Raw genomic sequence first — 16,501 nt, forward strand, 5'->3', positions numbered from 1 at the left:
TCATTCAGTTAATGTTTGTTTTCTCGCTCCCAGGCACCAGTAGCCGCAGTGGCACTGCGTACAGGTTGTCGCCGAAGGAGAGCAGACTGTCGCCGTCATAGAAGACGGCGCCGCGGGTAAAGTGCGCGCCGCAGGCCTGCTGGAGTTTTCTCAGCCCCTTGAAGTCGGCCTGGGTGACAGTCGCGGCGGCCTTGACCTCGATGCCGGCCACGCGCTCGCCCTGTTCCATGACGATATCCACCTCCACGCCGTCTTTGTCCCGGTAGTGGGAAAAACTGAGCGGGTAATCGTACCAGTCTCCCTGCTTGCGCATCTCCTGGTAGACAAAGGTTTCCAGTAGTTGCCCGAGCAGGCTGCGGTTCTGCCACAGGCTCCTGCTGTTGACTGCGAGCAGCGCCGCGGCCAGGCCGGTGTCGGCCAGGTGCAGTTTCGGCGTCTTGATCACGCGCTTGAGATGGTTGTTGTGCCAGGGCGGCAGTTCCTCCAGCAGGAAGATGTGCTGCAGCAGGGTCAGGTACTCGCGGATGGTGGGGCGGCTGAGCTGGAAGGGCGCGGCCAATTCGCTCACCTGGAACAGGTGGGCAGTCTGCCCCGCGGCCAGCGTGAGCAGCCGCGGCAGTATGTCCAGATTCTGGATCCTGGACAACTGGCGGATATCCCGCTGAATCAGGCTGTTGGCGTAGTCGCTGTACCACTTCTGCCGGCGGCGTTCGCTGTTGCGTACAAGAACGGCGGGATAGCCGCCGTGCACCAGAATTTCCGCCAGGGCCTCCCCGAGGCGGGCATACTGGCCGTGGGGCAGGGCGCCGGTAAAGCCGGTATCGAACAGCTGGCCGGGAATGTCGGCGGGGCCGCCGGACAGCTCGCACTGGGCCAGCGGACGCAGGTTGAGTATTTCCATGCGTCCGGCGAGGGAGTCCGCCAGTTTGGGCAGCAGCAGTACGTTGGCTGAGCCGGTGAGCATAAAGCGCCCCGGTGTGCGGTCGTTATCCACCGCGGCCTTGATGGCACTGAACAGCCCGGGCACGTGCTGGATTTCGTCGAGAATGGTGCGATCCTTCAGGCCGGCGACAAAGCCGGTGGGGTCCGCCTGGGCCGCGGCGCGCTGGGTGTCGTCGTCGAAGTTCAGGTAGTGATAGCCCTGCTCGCCGCCCACCTGGCGGGCGAGGGTGGTTTTCCCGCACTGGCGGGCGCCGTGGATCAGGACCACGGGGGTATCTTCAAGGGCTTCGATCAGGATTGGCGCCAGACGGCGCTGTACCAGCTCGTCTGTGACCATGGCCGGTTCATCTTTGCTTTGTTTCGGCTGATTGTAATGATTGATGCGGCTGCTTGAAAGTATATATTCGGCCGTTTGAAAGTATTGGGGCGGCCAATTGTGGATTCTGACTCGCTGGTCCGATCTCCGGTCGCGCTGTTGTGAGCGCCGCTGGCGCGGTTTTAAACCAGTTGTCACCGTATCCGGAACAGGTGGTGTGTGCTGCTTTGCCGATGCATCTGTTGCTCCAGGACGTCGATCAGCTGGTCGCGGCAGGCTTCGATGGCATCTTCCTCGTCGAAGATTTCCTGTCGCTGGCGTCGCTGCTGTCGTTCCAGTTGCTTGATCGACTGTTGTGCTGCTTTTTGCTCTTCCACGGTGTTGGCGAGGCGCTTGGCCTCTTTGAGCTGCAGGCGGGTATCTCGCAGTTGTCGTTCAGCGGTTTGTAGTTGATCTTCCGCCCAGTTTTCCAGCTTTTCCCGCCCGCGTTGGAAGTACTCTCGGTTTTTGTTCAGCAGTTGACTGAGCTGGGCCTGGAGCTGGCGTTTGACCGTGGTTTTAAGGTTGGATATGGGGTCCGTAGGTGGGATGTCCTGAGCTTCGGCGCTGAGACGGAGCAGCCACTCGCATTGTTCATTATCCAGCGGTCGATTGCTGTCAGTCAGGGCGGTGAACACCAGGTGCTCCTCGTGCTGGAAGCTTTCCAGTTCCAGCAGGTTCAGTTCCAGCCAGCCGCTCTGTCCGCGTAGTGATTCCAGCGCGACGATGCGGGTTTCGTGGCTGCCGAGACTAAAGGTTACCGTTTTTTGGGGGGCATCAGGCGGCGGTCGCTGTCCAGCACATATTCACCCAGCGGGTGGTTGAGACGGTAGAGGTGAGCGCTCTCAGAGGATTTGCTGTCTTTGCGCACCAGTTCGTAGCGACCGACGGGCGCCCACTTCGTCCGCCAGAATTACCCCTTTTACCAGAGGGTTCTGCAGGGCGAAGAGCGCTGCGTCTATCTGGTGGGGGTTCAGGTCCACTGCTGCATCGAATAGCGAGGCTCCCAGGCGCCCCACATCTCCGCCACGGCGTTGCCTAGTTAATTCGTAGGCAAAGTACTTGGCGTGGTAGTCGGTTAGGCCTGTCAACGAATTGTCCTTATTTACTATTGTTTCGATAACTGGTTCTCGGAGTGTATATGATTTTTGACGGGAAGCTAAGGGAGGAAGGTTGTTGTGGGAGGACGCGGTGCAGCCCGGAGTGGGCTGCTCCGATCATCGGGGTCATGGTAGGGGAGGTGGCCTCCGAGCCCGATGGTTGGCGTTCAGAGGAGCTTCTCCAGCGGTATACCTGCGTCTTCCTCAATTTCTTTGTATTCCGCTTTTAGGTATTCCAGAAGTTCAGTGAGCTGAACAATATGTTCTTCATAGTCTTCCGGATTGCGGATGGTATCGCTGCGAAGCAGGCTTTCCTGGTAGAGTATCGCATCTCTTACTGAGGAGATAACCAGTGGGGCCCATGTGGCAGGAACTTTCACTACATCGCCTCCTTTATCAGGCTGTTTGCCAGGGTGTTCAGTTTTGACTTGAATTGACTGAGTGGCATGTCGTAGGCAGGTGCAATAGTGTAATGGGTGGCTTCAAATCGGTTCCCAGATTCGAGGTCTGCCATTGGACAGGATAAAGGGCTCTTCTACGAAATCGAAAACCTGGTTGCCGCTGTTCCTTTTTAAAGCCCTCCATAAATTGGTTGGGACTTCACCATCAAAGTAGCTTTCCAAAGCTCCTTTTTCGATCAGGGCTTCTTTCAGTACCGTTACAGTCATTTTTACGCTCCTTGTTGAATGTCTGTCGGATGTTCGATTGTCATTTATTAAGGGTCTCATAATTGTATTAACAGTTGTCCAGGTTCCTTTAACAACGGGCGAGTCCTGTATTCGCTCCATGCGATCGTCATTCCGGACTTGATCCGGAATCCAGGCCGACGGGGCACCTTCGCTGGATCCCGGATCACGTCCGGGATGACGGCCCGGAGGGTGGACTTTGGTCAAAACAATTTTGAGACGACTAATAGCTACTAGGTATGGCCGCAACGACCTTCAGGAAGTACTCCCAAAAATTCCCCACACTCTCGATATGCACCCGCTCCTCCGGTGAGTGCGCCCGGCGGATGGTGGGGCCGAAGGAGACCATATCCCAGTGGGGGTAGGGTTTGGCCAGCAGGCCGCACTCCAGGCCGGCGTGGATGACTTTCACTGCCGGTTCCCCGCCTTCCATCTCCCGGTACACATCCTTCATCAGCGCCAGCAGCGGCGACTGCATGTTCGGTGTCCAGCCGGGGTAGGGGTTGTCGAGCGACACGGCGGCGCCGGCCAGTTCGAAGGCGGCGGCGACGTCGAGGGCGTGCTGGTCGCGGGCGCTGTCGGACAGGCTGCGCACCAGGCACTGGATGCGTATCCGGCTTTCGCCGTCCTCCTCTTCCGTGACCACGCGCGCGAGGTTGTTGGAGGTTTCGGCGATACCGTCGAGCGCAGTGCTCATACGCTCGACGCCGTTGGGGCAACAGCGCAGGGCGCGGATCAGTTTCTGCTGGGTGCCCGGGTCCACGACACCGGCCGGCGCTTCGGCGGCTTCCAGTGAAATTTCCAGCCTGTCTTCGTTGTCGAGTTCGCGAATGATTGCCGCGCTCTCGCCGGCGAGGACTTCCTGCAGTTTATCGGTCGCGTCCACCGGTATCGCGACGGTGGTGAAAGACTCCCGCGGGATGGCGTTGCGCAGGCTGCCGCCGTCCAGAGCGGCGATGCGCAGTTCGGGGATCTCGCGGGCGGTCGCGTCGACGATGCGGTTGGCGATCCTGTTGGCATTGCCGCGGCCCTTGTCGATATCCAGGCCGGAGTGGCCGCCGCGCAGGCCGCGTACACCGAGTTTGAAGGTTTTGTAACCTTGCGGTATCGCTTCGGCGGCGTAGGGCAGTTGGATATTGATATCCACACCGCCGGCGCAGCCGACGTAGAGTTCGCCCTCGTCTTCGGTGTCCAGGTTGAGCAGCAGCTCCGCATCGAAATAGCCCGGCTGCAGCTGCTTGGCACCGGTCATGCCCGCTTCTTCGTTGATGGTGAGCAGCGCTTCCAGGGGCGGGTGGGGGATCTCGGTGCTCTCCAGGAGGGCCAGGATGGCGGCCACGCCGATACCGTTGTCGGCGCCCAGGGTGGTGCCGGTCGCGGTGACCCATTCGCCGTCTATCTGCGGGCGGATCGGGTCTTTCAGGAAGTCGTGGTCAGAGTCGGCATTTTTCTGCGGCACCATGTCCACATGGCTCTGCAGGGCGAGGATCCTGCGGTCCTCCATGCCCGGGGTGGCCGGTTTCCTGACGATGACATTGCCGATCTGGTCCAGCTCGACGTCCAGGCCGCGCTCCTTGCAGAAGCCGACGATATAGGCGACGACCTCGTCCTCGTGTTTCGACGGGCGGGGGATTTCGCAGAGTCTGGCGAAGTGTTTCCAGAGGGGGATTGGATTGAGTTCGGCGATGGATGACATGGTGCTTCCTTTTTTCTGAGCCCGCCGGGGTGGTGGCGGCTTGGGTTCATTGCCGGCCGGGCTTTTGGCCCGGGGCTGGAATTCTGTCTTGTCTGGGGGGTGTTGCCGGATCTGGCTTATTGCCACCGATCTGGTTCCCCTCCCCCTCCGGGAGAGGGGTTAGGGGAGAGGGCCGGCCGGTTGGGCCGCATAAGGCTGAAAGGGCTCATCCGGCAGCCCTCTCCCCCGGCCCCTCTCCCGGTGGGAGAGGGGCGCTCTGTCGGAGGTTCAGGTGGGCTTTTCGGTTTCAGCTTCAACCAACTCCAACGCAATCCGGCGTTTGTCCACGTCCACCCCGGAAACCTTGACGGTAACCGGCTGCTCGAGCTGGTAGGTCTTTTCGTTGTGGGTCAGCTTCAGGTGTTTGCCGTCGAATTCCGGCTGCTTCTTCTTGTTGCCGTTCAGGCGCACGAAGCCGTCGATGCCGTAGTCGTCCAGGCGCACGCCGAGGCCGGCGCCGTTGACGAGGGTGACCCGGCCGCTGAACGTCTGGCCGACCTTGTCCTGCATGAACTGGGCGTAGAGCCACTGCTCCAGCGCGCGGTTGGCCTGGCGGCCGCGGACCAGGCTGTCCTGCAGGGACTCGATCTGTTCGTCGGAGAGGGGGCCGGCCTCCTGTCCTTCCGACGCGGCGCGCAGGACGCGGTGGTTGTGCAGGTCGTTGTATTTGCGAATCGGCGAGGTGACGGTGGCGTAGGCGTTGAGGCCCAGCCCCAGGTGGGCGCCGGCGCTGTTGGCCAGCTGGCCGGGCCGCAGCATGCGCTTGAGTACCGTCAGCAGGTACTGCATCTCCGGCTCCCGGTGCGACTCGAGGAACTTGACCAGCGCCAGGTAGTTGTCCAGTTGCAGCAGGTCTTTCTCTGCGACGCTTTCTTTCATATCCGCGGGCAGTTTTTCCTTGAGCAGGCTTTTGACTTCGCCCATGCGATCCTCGCGGAAACCCAGGTGCACGGAGAAGCAGCCCCGCTGCATTTCCGCGAGCTTGCTGCCGACGCTGATATTGGTGGCCAGCATGGCTTCCTCCACCATGCGCTGGGCCACGTTGCGCTCCTGTTTCTCGATGCGCTCGATCTTGCGCTGTTCGTTCAGGTGGATCTCGTAGTCGGGGCGGTCTTCCATGACCAGCGAGTGGCCGGCGCGGTAGCTGGCGCGCGCGGCGCTCAGGTCGGCCAGCGCGCGCAGGCTCGCCCGCTGCGCCTCCGGCACGGCGGAATCGTCGCCCTCGATTAATTGTGATACTTGCTGATAGCTCAGTTTGGACTGCGAGCGGATGGCGCCGAATTCGTAGCGGCTGTCGCCGAGGCTGCCGTCGCTGTCGACATCGATATGCAACACCAGTGCAGGGCGCAGTTCCCCCTCCACCAGGGAGAAGAGGTTTTCGCACAGGTCGCGGGGCAGCATGGGCAGGGTCTCGCCGGGCAGGTACTGGCTGTGGGCGCGCCTGAAGGCCTCTTTATCCAGCGGGCTGCCGGGCTCGATCAGGCTGGACGGATCCGCCACGGCGATATGCAGGGTCCAGCCGCCGTCGCGCGCGCTGACGGCCAGGGCGTCGTCCATATCGCGGGTGGACTCGGCGTCGATGGTGGCGAAACCGTATTCGGAGAAGTCGCTGCGCCCGGCGGTGATGTCCTCCAGCTTGCCCTCGATCTCCCGCGCCTGCTCCAGGGCGGCATCGCTGAAGCGGTCGGAGAGCTGGTACTGGGCCACCACGAAGGCGTGCTCGATGCCGGGCATATCCGGTTTGCCGATCACGTCGACGACCCTGGCCTGGGCCCTGCCGTCCCTGAAGGGGTGGCGGTTGACCCTGGCGGCGATAAACTCGTTCGGCTGCGCCTTGCCGCGCGCCTTGGGCGGCAGGAAGATCCAGCGGCTGAGGCCCGGCAGGCTGGGCTGGATAAAGTGGCCCTGGCCGCGCTGGACGTATTTGCCCACCAGGTAGTCCAGTTCGCTCTCCAGCAGTTTGTCCAGCTCTGCGGCGAGCTTGCCCTTGCCCTCTTCGCTCAGGCTGACGCGCACCCGGTCGCCGGGGAAGACGCGTTCCATCTCCGGTGGCGGCAGGAAGGCCTCGCGGCCGTCGTCCAGCACCACAAAGCCGAATTTGCCGCTGCTGCCGCGCACCCGGCCCTCGGCAAACTCCTTGCTGGAGCGGATATCGGATTTCAGATCTTTGAGTTGGTTCAGCGCGTCGGCATTCAGCATCGGGATTCTCAATCTGGGTTGCTGGCGGAGATGAATGGGCGCGGATTCTACCAGAGCTCGGCGACAGAGCCAGTTCAGCGCCACGCCGGCAGTGGCAAGGGGTGACCCGAGCAGTCAGTTTGTCCTTGTGTGACCCTTTATCCTAATATTTTTTTAATATGGTGACGATTTAGCCGCTTTTTTGGCTTTATGCGCAAAGTTTGCAAACTCTATATCCTGCTGGTGGATATAATCTACTTTTCGAGAAGAACCGATAAAGGGCTGTGGTTGTTCCCCAGCTGTAGAACCGGCCTCCGGAGAGGAACAGACAATGAGTATATTTTCCCATCCCGCCTACGATAAGCACGAACAAGTGGCTTTTTACCAGGACGCCAAAAGCGGCCTGAAGGCGATTATTGCGGTGCACAACACCAATCTGGGACCCTCGCTGGGTGGCTGTCGCATGTGGCCCTACGCCGACGACGGCGAGGCGCTGAACGATGTGCTGCGCCTGTCCCGCGGCATGACCTACAAATCCGCCATGGCCGGCCTGAAACTGGGCGGCGGCAAGGCCGTGATCATCGGCGATCCGCGCCAACAGAAGACGCCGGAACTGCTACGCGCCATGGGTGACTTCATCAATACCCTCGGCGGCCGCTATATCACCGCCGAGGACTCGGGCACCAGTGTCGAGGACATGCACCTGATCGGCGAGCACACCCGGTTTGTGTCCGGCCTCAACGAGAGTTCCGAGCACGGCGGCGACCCGTCCCCATCCACAGCCTATGGTGTTTTTGTCGGTCTCAGGGCCGCCGTCGAGCACCGCTGGGGCCGGACCGACCTGAACGGCCTCAGGGTCTCCGTACAGGGCGTCGGCAATGTCGGTTTCCGCCTGGCGAAACTGCTGAAAGAGGCGGGCGCCGAGCTGTTCGTGACCGATATCTTCCAGGACAACATCGATCGCGCCGTAGATGAGCTGGGCGCCACCGCCGTGGGCGCCGACGAGATCTTCGACCTGGACGTGGACCTGTTCGCTCCCTGTGCCATGGGCGCCATCCTCAATGACGATACCATCTCCCGTCTGAAGGCGGGCGCCATCGCCGGCGCCGCCAACAATCAGCTGGCGGAGGAACGCCACGCGGAAGTGCTTCGGGAGAAGGGCATACTTTATGCGCCGGACTATGTAATCAACGCCGGTGGCATTATCGATGTCTACTACCAGCAGCAGGGCGGTTACGATCCGGCGCAGGTAAAAGAACATATCGAGACTATCGGCACCACCATGCAGGAGGTCTTCCGGCGCGCCGATGAGAATGGAGAAACCACCGCCCATGTGGCGGATCGCGTGGCCGAAGAGCGTTTCGGTCACGAGGACGCGCCAAAAAAAACTGACTCGGCGGCTGCCTGACATTTGAGTCTCCGGGTCCCCCGGCGGGAAATTCTTCCGCCGGGCATTTCTCCCCAGAGCGATGGCGTCATCGCTTTCTCTCACTGATGTATTTGTCCGGGCACTTCGGTGCCCTTTTTTTATCCCGCCGCCCGCAGTCATCCCTTCCGCCCCGGTATCCGGTAGATTCGGCGAAACCGGGCCAACTTCCGCGTCGATTTTGCCTACACTGTTCCCTTTGAAGGCGGTGCGTGAAATAGACGCGCGCCCAGTCCATTGCCGAACCCCACCTGATCAGGGAATAACAAGATGAAGTTGTGCCGGATTCTGCTCAGCCTTTTGTTTGCCAGCTTCCTTCTCGCCGGTTGTGGCGGGCAGGGCGACGATTCCCGCAGCGGGCAGGAGGAAGATGCTCACAAGGCCATGTCGGTCGACAAGAAGGCAGCAGCCAGCAGCCGCGCGGCTGCGGCGGACAAGAAGGCCTATGTCGAACCGCCCAAGCTGGATATTCCCTTCCACAAGGAGAAATTGGACAACGGCCTGACGGTGATCGTGCACGAGGACCGAAAAGCCCCGGTAGTGGCGATCAATATCTGGTACAAGGTGGGTTCCAAGGACGAAGAGTCGGGCAAGACCGGTTTCGCCCACCTGTTCGAACACCTGATGTTCAACGGTTCGGAGAATTATCCCGGCGAATACTTCGAGCCCTTCCAACGCTCCGGTGCCACGGATATGAATGGCACCACCAACAACGACCGCACCAACTATTTCGAGACAGTGCCCACGGGTGCGCTGGATATGGCGCTGTGGATGGAGTCGGACCGCATGGGCCACTTCAGCGGCGCCATCACCCAGGAGGTGCTGGACGAACAGCGCGGTGTGGTGAAAAACGAAAAGCGCCAGGGCGAGAATGCGCCCTATGGCAAGGCCTTCGACACCATTGCTAGCAGCACCTTTCCGCCGTTCCATCCCTACTCCTGGACGCCGATTGGCTCAATGGAGGATCTGGACAACGCCAGTGTGGAGGACGTGAAACAGTGGTTCGCCGACTACTACCAGCCGGCCAATGCCATCCTCGTGATCGCCGGGGATATCACCGTGGAAGAAGCCATGGCCAAGGCGCGCGAGTACTTCGGTGATATCCCCAGTTCCAGCGCGCCATCGCAGCTGAAGAACTGGGAGCTGCCGGACCAGGTCAACAAGCGCGAGGAGATGTTCGACCAGGTGCCACAGACCCGTATCTACAAGGTCTGGAATGTACCCGCCATCGGCAGCGAGGAAGAGGATGCGCTGGACCTGATCGCCTCGATGCTGGCCAATCGCCAGAATTCGCTGCTCTATCGCCGCCTGGTGCGCGACGAGCAGCTGGCCACCAATGTCAGCGCCTTTTACTACGGCCGCCAGCTGGCCGGCCAGTTGATGGTCATTGTGGATGTAAAGCCCGGGCAGCCGCTGGAGAAAGTGGAAAAACTGCTGGATGAGGAATTGCGCCAGTTTGCCAAAGACGGAGTCACTGTCGAGGAGCTGCGGCGCATCAAGCAGAGCGAGTTCGCGAGCCTGGTCAAGGGGCTCGAGAAAATCGGCGGATTCGGTGGCAAAAGCGATATCCTGGCGCGCTCCGAGTTTTACTACGGCGACCCGGGTGCCCTGATCGATGGCCTGCAGGATTATGCCCGGATAACGGCACTGCAGGTCCAGGAGGTGGCCAGCCGTTGGCTCACCGAAAACAGCTACACGCTGGTGATCAGGCCCCGGGAAGACTTCTCTGCCGCCGCCGAGGGGGTGGACCGCAGCGAACTGCCGGCGGTGGACAAGAGTGTCGAGCTGGAGCTGCCGGCCCAGCACGAGTTCACCCTGGACAACGGTCTGCGCGTGGTGTTGGCCGAGCGCCACGATACGCCGGTGATCTTCATGAACCTGCAGTTTCACAGCGGCGCCGCCGCCGACGGCGACAAGCCGGGGCTGGCTTCCGTGGCCGCGCGCATGCTCAGCGAAGGGGCCGGTGAGCTGGACGGCCTGCAGTTCAGTGCGCGGGAGGAGGAATTGGGCGCGAGCATCGGCGCCGGCAGCGGGCTGGATTACAACAGTATCACTTTCAGTGCGCTGAAAACCCAGCTGGAGCCATCGCTGGACCTGTTTGCCCAGGTCATCACCCAGCCGCTGTTTCAGCAGGAGGATCTGGCTCGGGTGAAATCCAACCGGCTGGATGCCATCGCCCAGGAGGAGGCCCAGCCCCAGGGGCTGGCGCTGCGCTCGCTGCCGCCGTTGTTGTTCGGCAAGGGCCACCCCTACGGGGCGCCGCTGACCGGCTCCGGCACGGTCGAGGGGATCGAGGCGATCACCCGCGACGACCTGGTGAATTTCCACGATAAATGGGTGCGCCCGGACAACGCCACCCTGACGGTTGTCGGCGATGTGACACAGGAGGAGCTGGAACCGCTGCTCAACAGTGCCCTGGCGGACTGGGAAAAGCCGGAGGAGGAGCTGGCCCGCATCCCCGTGCCGGACGTGGAGCGGCCGCAGGAGGCCCGGGTCTACCTGCTGGATCGCCCGGACGCGGAACAGACCTACATCATGGCTGGCCTGGTGATGCCCCCCTGGAGCCGGGAGGACGCCGAGGCCTTCGACGCCATGGCCACCATCATTGCCGGCAAGTTCACCTCGCGGGTCAATATGAACCTGCGCGAGGACAAGCACTGGTCCTACGGTGCCCGCGCGGTATCACTGGATACCGAGGGCCAGCGCCCCTATATCCTGTTCGCGCCGGTGCAGACCGACAAGACGGCGCCGTCGATCCGGGAACTGCTGAAAGAATACCGCGACTACCTGGGCGACAAACCCGCGCGGGAAAAAGAATTGGCAGACTACCGCGACGACGAAGTGCTCAAGCAGAGCGCGCGATTCCAGACCAAGAGCCAGTTGCTGTCCAGTATCGCCTGGCAGGTGGAAAAGGGACTGTCGCTGGAGTATGTCGCCGAGTACCCCCAGCGGGTCGCCGCCCTGACTGTCGGCGACGTGGAGGCCTCGGCGGAGAAATACCTGGCGCCGCAACAGTTTACCTGGGTGATCGTCGGTGACCTGGACGAGATCCAGGAGGATATCGAGGCGCTGGATATCGGACCGGTGGAAGTGCTTTCGCAGTGACGGGAGCCGGTGGTGCCTCCGACCACCGGCTACCACTCAAGCCCGGGCGCTGGGCCGCGCACTCAGCTGCTCGTGCCAGCGCACCAGATTCGGGTGCCGGTCGGCGTCCGGGCGGAGTTTGACCACCTTGCCGAAATCCATGGCGCAGAGCATGCCGATATCGGCCGCGGAGAAGTAATCCCCCACCAGGAATTCGTTGTCCGACAGGTGCTGGTCCAGTACCCCGAAAAACTTCGCCGTCTTGTTGCCGCACTCCTCACCGAAATCCGGGAAGGTTTTCATGCGGTCGGCGAAGATGCCGGAGCTGTGCTGGAAGCAGCCACCCACATTCATCATCATGTTGAAGTCCGCGCGGCGGTTCCACATCTCCACCCGGGCTTTCTCCTTCGGATCGCGGCCGAACAGCGGCGGTTCCGGGTGCAACTCCTCGAAGTAGCGCTGGATCGCCACCGATTCGGCGATGCAGCTGCCGTCGTCCAGCTCCAGTACCGGCACCTTGGCATTCACATCCCGGGTGCGGTATTCCGCCGTGAGGTTCTCGCCCCGAGTGATATCCACCGGCACATATTCTATATCGAGACCTTTCTCCGCCAGGTACATGCGTACTCGGCGGCAGTTGGGCGCGACGGCGTGTTCGTAGATCTTCATCGGGTTTCCTCTCGGCGCTTCCCTTGGGATAAGTGGGTGATTGGGGTAGATTGTACGGCTTTACAACTCGGTCACAGGGCCGAATGTTTGGACTCTATGTCGAGGCTCAGGGTGGAACAATGACAACAACTGCCAAATCGGGACACTTTCGTTCATATTGCGCGCGCCTGGTGGGCGTATTGCTGACGGTATTCGCCGTTTCCCCGACGCTGGCCGAAGAGCTGGCCATCTACGCCGGCAAAATGTTCGACAGCCAGGGCGGCGAACTACTGGAGAACCGCACCATCCATGTGGTGGACGGGCGCATCGAGTCGGTGCAGAAGGGGTTTGCCAAGCGCGATCGCGAACAGTTGGTGGACCTGCGCAACTACACGGTGTTGCCGGGACTGATGGATATGCACACCCACCTGGCCTATGAGTATGGTCCGCGCACCTATATGGAAACCTTTACCTGGAACGAGGCCGACTACACGCTGCGAGCGGTGGACACGGCGCGGCGCACCCTGCGGGCCGGTTTCACTACCGTGCGCGACCTCGGCGACAGCGGCCATGTAACCGTGAGCCTGCGCAACGCCATCGATCGCGGCACCGTGGAGGGGCCGCGTATCTTTACCGCCGGCAAGGCCATCGCCACCACCGGCGGCCACGCCGATCCCACCAACGGCTACAGACACGACCTGATGGGCAGCCCCGGCCCCGCCGATGGAGTCGTCAACGGTATCGCGAGCGCGCGCCAGGCGGTACGCCAGCGGTACAAGGACGGTGCCGACCTGATCAAGATCACCGCGACCGGCGGTGTGCTCAGCGTGGCCAAGAGCGGCCAGAACCCACAGTTCATGCAGGATGAGCTGGAAGCCGTCGTCGCCACCGCAAAAGACTACGGCTTTACCGTGGCGGTGCACGCCCACGGCAAGGAGGGGATGGACCGCGCCATTCGCGCCGGCGTCGACTCCATCGAGCACGGCACCTATATGGATGGCGAGACGATCGAGCTGATGAAGCGCAACGATACCTGGTATGTCCCCACCCTGGTGGCCGGCGAGTGGGTGACGAAAAAATCCGATGTGGACGGTTTTTTCCCCGACATGGTGCGCACCAAGGCGGCCACCATCGGTCCCCTGATCCGGGATACCTTTGCCGAGGCCTATCGCCGCGGTGTCGGGATCGCCTTCGGTACCGACAGTGGCGTCAGCCGGCACGGCGACAATGCGCGCGAATTTATCCTGATGGTGGCCGCCGGCATGACCCCCGCCGATGCCCTGCGCAGCGCCACCTGGAACGCGGCGGAACTGCTCGATATGCAGGATGAGCTGGGCAGCATCAGTGCGGGCCGCAAGGCGGACATCATCGCCGTGGCCGGCAACCCGCTGGAGGATATTTCCGAGATGCAGCGGGTCGGGTTCGTGATGAAGGGAGGGGAGATAGTGGTGAATGCGGAGTGATGAGTAATACGGACAAATTTGTCTGGAACAAATTTGTCCGCACTCAAAAATTCACTCCAGCTCGAACACCAGGTCCAGGTTCACCGAAACCGTGGTCTCCCCCGGCTTCACCGGCGTGGTGGTGTCGGCCCTGGCCGTGGCCATTTCAGCGCGCAGCATCGGGCGCGGGCCGCCGCCGCCGTTTTCGGAGACACTGACAATGCGGCGTACCTTCATCCCCAGGGCTTCCGCGTAGGTTTCGGCGCGCTTCTGTGCCTTGTCCAGGGCCTTCTGGCGCGCTTCGGCCATTACCGGTTCCGGCTCGCCGATCTCCAGGCTGGGGCCGTGAATCTGGTTGGCGCCGGCGGCGGCCATTGCGTCCAGAACCTCGCCCAGCTCCTCGATCTTGTGCACCTTGACGCGCACCGTGTTGCGGGCCGTATAGCCGGTGATCTGTGGTTTGCGGTCCCGCTGGTGGTGGTAGCGGGGCGACAGGCTGATACCGCTGGTCTGTACATCCTTGTCATCGATGCCGGCTTTTGCGATCGCGTCGATCAGTTTCTCCATCTGTGCGGCATTGTCTTGCATTGCCTTCTCGCTGTCTTCCGACTCGGTGACCACGCCGGCGGAAATATTGGCGGTATCCGGTGCCTGTCTGGCTTCGCCGGTGGCGGAGATGGAGATCAGGGTCCCTTTTTCGCCCGCGGCGCCTTCGCCGCCGCAGGCGGCGAGCGTCAGGGCGAGCAGTGCGGCGAGAGAAAGTTTTACAACCTTCATAACATTTTCCTTTTGGTCGTTTTTGAACAAGTGGGCGCATGGTAAGGCGCGCAATCTGAACGGCAGCTGAGCGAGCCTGCTTGTGGCTATTTTGCGTTGTCGATCAAGCCTTCCCCGCATTGTCATTCCGGCCTGTGCCGGAATGACGACAACTGGCGCAGGTTGATGAGCGCAGCAAAGTCCAACACCGGGGCGCGCCCGCTGGGCTTCGCGGGACTCATCCCAGCCTGCGCCGCTGTACCTGCCACACTACCTCACCTCAGGCAAAAACCTGCCCATAAGTTTCACCCGCCCCATGATAAATGGCAAAGCCCAGCCGCAACAGCCGCTGGCGCCGGTCGCAGAGCACGGCCCGGGATTTCAGCTCCTTCTGCAACATTTCCGATTTTTCCGCGGTGCCGCAATCGAAGGTGAAGAAATGCCCGTGGCCCCTGTCCAGGTCGTGGTGGATCAGGTTGTCCCGGTTCAGCAGCGGGTGGCCGGCGGCATCCATGGTATCCAGGAAACGCCGCTGCGCCGCCAGTACATGGCTGTGGATTTTTTCCACGGTGATGCCCTGTTGTTCAAACAGCTCGAAAATCGCCAGCCCCTTGTAGAGGGTGGAATAGTCCATGGTGGCACCGGCGAAGCGCAGCCAGTTGTCGGCGAAGCTCACCCGGTCGGCGCGGTTCTCCAGCTCGGCCAGTTCCGCAAACCAGCCGGTATTCAGCGGCCGCAGCTTGCAGCCCTCGGGAGTGCTCATGAAACAGAGCCCCTCGCCGGCGCCGAGGTACTTGTAGGAGCCGGCGGTAAAGAAGGCCTTGTCGGCTACCGGCCCCAGGTCTACCGGCCGCGCGAAGAAGGCGTGATAGCCGTCGATGACGAATTCGGTGCGTTCCGGCTTGCCACCGGCAATCTCCAGCAGGTGCGGGAAGACCACGCCGGAATCGAAGAACACCTGGCTGGCGTAGGCCAGCTGGTAATCGCCGCGGTGCAGTTCCCGTTCGAAGCGCTCCGCCAGGGTGGCGTAGGGCTCCCTGGCAATGCGGGTGACCTCGATGGTGTCCAGTTCCTCGAGGCGCTGCAATTGCCGCGCAAAACTGTAGAATTCGCCGTCCGTGGTGAGGATGCGCAGCGGCCGGCCCGGGTCGAAGGCGCTGATCAGGCGATAGACCAGCTCGTGGGTATTGGGTGCCAGTGCGATACGGTCCGGATCCGGGAGATTCAGGGTACGGGCCACCGCCGCCTGCCAGGCGGGGATCTTCTGTTCAAAAATTGGCCCCCACTTGTCGTCCGCCAGCAGGGCGGCGTCGCGCCAGTACTGCTGCACTGCGTCCAGGGTCACGTCCGGCCAGTAGTGGTGGGAGTGGCAGGCCATATGCAGCATGGAGGAGGGGGCGCCACTGGGGGCCTGCAGGAATCGGGAATAGTATTTTTGGTACATTTGATCCTAGTGTCTGCGATCCGGGTGATTTATTTTGTTGCCGGCATTGTAGATGTTGACCAAACGGAGGAGTAGTCGAGTGGAATATCTGCACACCATGGTCCGCGTGGCGGATCTGGAAGAATCCCTGAAGTTCTACTGCGAACAGCTGGGCCTGCAGGAGTTCAGCCGCAAGGAGAACGACAAGGGCCGCTTTACCCTGGTATTCCTGGCCGCGCCGGGGGATATGGACAGCGCGCGGGAGAATAAATCCCCCCTGGTGGAGCTGACTTACAACTGGGATCCGGAAACCTACACCGGCGGGCGCAATTTCGGCCATCTGGCCTACCGCGTGGATGATATCTACGCCACCTGTCAGCGCCTGATGGATGCGGGGGTCACCATCAACCGCCCGCCCCGCGATGGCCACATGGCCTTCGTGCGCTCGCCAGACAATATCTCCATCGAGCTGTTGCAGAAGGGCGAGGCGCTGGAGCCGCAGGAGCCCTGGGCCTCCATGGAGAATACCGGCGAGTGGTGACTCAAGTTTCGGGGTTCAGTTTCGGGAACTGGAGCGGCCCGCAGGGAACCTTGAGCTCCGAAACTTGAGGTGGTGAGTTGTTGGGGGCCGGGAATTGCGTAGGGTGCGCCGCGCGCACCATCGCCCGGCCCCGACGGTGTGCAGGGCGCACCCTTGTATCTGTCCTTGGGCTCTGGCTAGCTACC

General features: G+C 61.7%; 15 protein-coding genes. 4 read left to right on the top strand and 11 right to left on the bottom strand.

The window, feature by feature from the left end; genetic code table 11:
- Positions 1 to 4: 4 nt before the first annotated feature.
- From OQE62_RS07390 to OQE62_RS07420, 8 genes are all read right to left on the bottom strand, one after another.
- Positions 5 to 1,279 carry an ATP-binding protein gene (locus tag OQE62_RS07390; protein ID WP_265721373.1) on the bottom strand — a complete coding sequence of 425 codons (1,275 nt, stop codon included), beginning with the start codon at positions 1,277 to 1,279 and terminating at the stop codon, positions 5 to 7.
- A gap of 173 nt (positions 1,280 to 1,452) precedes the next feature.
- Positions 1,453 to 1,935: a hypothetical protein gene (locus OQE62_RS07395; protein ID WP_265721374.1), complete on the bottom strand. Its 483-nt coding sequence runs from the start codon at positions 1,933 to 1,935 to the stop codon at positions 1,453 to 1,455.
- A gap of 207 nt (positions 1,936 to 2,142) precedes the next feature.
- Positions 2,143 to 2,388: a hypothetical protein gene (locus tag OQE62_RS07400; protein WP_265721375.1), complete on the bottom strand. Its 246-nt coding sequence runs from the start codon at positions 2,386 to 2,388 to the stop codon at positions 2,143 to 2,145.
- Between the two features lie 176 nt (positions 2,389 to 2,564).
- A complete protein-coding gene (locus OQE62_RS07405) occupies positions 2,565 to 2,777 on the bottom strand; it encodes a hypothetical protein (RefSeq protein WP_265721376.1) in 213 nt (70 codons plus the stop codon).
- On the bottom strand, positions 2,777 to 2,911 hold the full coding sequence (locus OQE62_RS19550) for a Tse2 family ADP-ribosyltransferase toxin (RefSeq protein ID WP_449288964.1): 135 nt from the start codon (positions 2,909 to 2,911) through the stop codon (positions 2,777 to 2,779). The genes OQE62_RS07405 and OQE62_RS19550 overlap by 1 nt, the downstream gene beginning before the upstream one ends.
- On the bottom strand, positions 2,880 to 3,065 hold the full coding sequence (locus tag OQE62_RS07410) for a hypothetical protein (protein ID WP_265721377.1): 186 nt from the start codon (positions 3,063 to 3,065) through the stop codon (positions 2,880 to 2,882). Before OQE62_RS07410 ends, OQE62_RS19550 begins: the two co-directional genes overlap by 32 nt.
- A 241-nt stretch (positions 3,066 to 3,306) precedes the next feature.
- Positions 3,307 to 4,779, bottom strand: a complete 1,473-nt coding sequence (locus OQE62_RS07415; protein WP_265721378.1) for an aminoacyl-histidine dipeptidase — start codon at positions 4,777 to 4,779, stop codon at positions 3,307 to 3,309.
- Between the two features lie 267 nt (positions 4,780 to 5,046).
- Positions 5,047 to 7,017, bottom strand: coding sequence for a VacB/RNase II family 3'-5' exoribonuclease (locus OQE62_RS07420; protein ID WP_265721379.1), 1,971 nt, complete (start codon positions 7,015 to 7,017; stop codon positions 5,047 to 5,049).
- 310 nt (positions 7,018 to 7,327) lie between these two features.
- On the opposite strand from OQE62_RS07420, the gene OQE62_RS07425 reads away from it, so the two are divergent.
- Both OQE62_RS07425 and OQE62_RS07430 read left to right on the top strand, forming a co-directional pair.
- The gene (locus OQE62_RS07425; protein ID WP_265721380.1) at positions 7,328 to 8,404 is read left to right on the top strand and encodes a Glu/Leu/Phe/Val dehydrogenase dimerization domain-containing protein; all 1,077 of its coding nucleotides are present in this window, start codon (positions 7,328 to 7,330) and stop codon (positions 8,402 to 8,404) included.
- 288 nt (positions 8,405 to 8,692) lie between these two features.
- Complete coding sequence (locus OQE62_RS07430) at positions 8,693 to 11,527, top strand: M16 family metallopeptidase (RefSeq protein ID WP_265721381.1); 2,835 nt, start codon at positions 8,693 to 8,695, stop codon at positions 11,525 to 11,527.
- A 36-nt stretch (positions 11,528 to 11,563) separates the two neighbouring features.
- On the opposite strand, the gene OQE62_RS07435 is transcribed toward OQE62_RS07430, so the two are convergent.
- On the bottom strand, positions 11,564 to 12,175 hold the full coding sequence (locus tag OQE62_RS07435; protein ID WP_265721382.1) for a glutathione S-transferase family protein: 612 nt from the start codon (positions 12,173 to 12,175) through the stop codon (positions 11,564 to 11,566).
- A gap of 119 nt (positions 12,176 to 12,294) precedes the next feature.
- On the opposite strand from OQE62_RS07435, the gene OQE62_RS07440 reads away from it, so the two are divergent.
- Positions 12,295 to 13,617: a metal-dependent hydrolase family protein gene (locus OQE62_RS07440; RefSeq protein ID WP_265721383.1), complete on the top strand. Its 1,323-nt coding sequence runs from the start codon at positions 12,295 to 12,297 to the stop codon at positions 13,615 to 13,617.
- A gap of 51 nt (positions 13,618 to 13,668) precedes the next feature.
- On the opposite strand, the gene OQE62_RS07445 is transcribed toward OQE62_RS07440, so the two are convergent.
- Both OQE62_RS07445 and OQE62_RS07450 read right to left on the bottom strand, forming a co-directional pair.
- On the bottom strand, positions 13,669 to 14,373 hold the full coding sequence (locus OQE62_RS07445; protein ID WP_265721384.1) for an SIMPL domain-containing protein: 705 nt from the start codon (positions 14,371 to 14,373) through the stop codon (positions 13,669 to 13,671).
- A 259-nt stretch (positions 14,374 to 14,632) separates the two neighbouring features.
- Entirely contained in the window at positions 14,633 to 15,796 is a 1,164-nt protein-coding gene (locus OQE62_RS07450) for a hypothetical protein (protein WP_265721385.1), read from the bottom strand.
- Positions 15,797 to 15,875: 79 nt separating this feature from the next.
- Between OQE62_RS07450 and OQE62_RS07455 the strand changes: the two genes are divergently transcribed.
- Positions 15,876 to 16,316: a VOC family protein gene (locus OQE62_RS07455; protein ID WP_265721386.1), complete on the top strand. Its 441-nt coding sequence runs from the start codon at positions 15,876 to 15,878 to the stop codon at positions 16,314 to 16,316.
- Positions 16,317 to 16,501 lie beyond the last annotated feature (185 nt).

It is taken from the genome of Microbulbifer halophilus (genome assembly GCF_026183675.1).
Classification (GTDB): domain Bacteria; phylum Pseudomonadota; class Gammaproteobacteria; order Pseudomonadales; family Cellvibrionaceae; genus Microbulbifer; species Microbulbifer halophilus.

Bases quoted from the DNA above. Each gene is read 5' to 3' on its own strand.
- OQE62_RS07425 (WP_265721380.1), top strand. From the start codon at position 7,328: ATGAGTATATTTTCCCATCCCGCCTACGATAAGCACGAACAAGTGGCT.
- OQE62_RS07420 (WP_265721379.1), bottom strand. From the start codon at position 7,017: ATGCTGAATGCCGACGCGCTGAACCAACTCAAAGATCTGAAATCCGAT.
- OQE62_RS07390 (WP_265721373.1), bottom strand. From the start codon at position 1,279: ATGGTCACAGACGAGCTGGTACAGCGCCGTCTGGCGCCAATCCTGATC.
- OQE62_RS07435 (WP_265721382.1), bottom strand. From the start codon at position 12,175: ATGAAGATCTACGAACACGCCGTCGCGCCCAACTGCCGCCGAGTACGC.
- OQE62_RS07445 (WP_265721384.1), bottom strand. From the start codon at position 14,373: ATGAAGGTTGTAAAACTTTCTCTCGCCGCACTGCTCGCCCTGACGCTC.
- OQE62_RS07440 (WP_265721383.1), top strand. From the start codon at position 12,295: ATGACAACAACTGCCAAATCGGGACACTTTCGTTCATATTGCGCGCGC.
- OQE62_RS07410 (WP_265721377.1), bottom strand. From the start codon at position 3,065: ATGACTGTAACGGTACTGAAAGAAGCCCTGATCGAAAAAGGAGCTTTG.
- OQE62_RS07415 (WP_265721378.1), bottom strand. From the start codon at position 4,779: ATGTCATCCATCGCCGAACTCAATCCAATCCCCCTCTGGAAACACTTC.
- OQE62_RS07450 (WP_265721385.1), bottom strand. From the start codon at position 15,796: ATGTACCAAAAATACTATTCCCGATTCCTGCAGGCCCCCAGTGGCGCC.
- OQE62_RS07430 (WP_265721381.1), top strand. From the start codon at position 8,693: ATGAAGTTGTGCCGGATTCTGCTCAGCCTTTTGTTTGCCAGCTTCCTT.
- OQE62_RS19550 (WP_449288964.1), bottom strand. From the start codon at position 2,911: ATGGCAGACCTCGAATCTGGGAACCGATTTGAAGCCACCCATTACACT.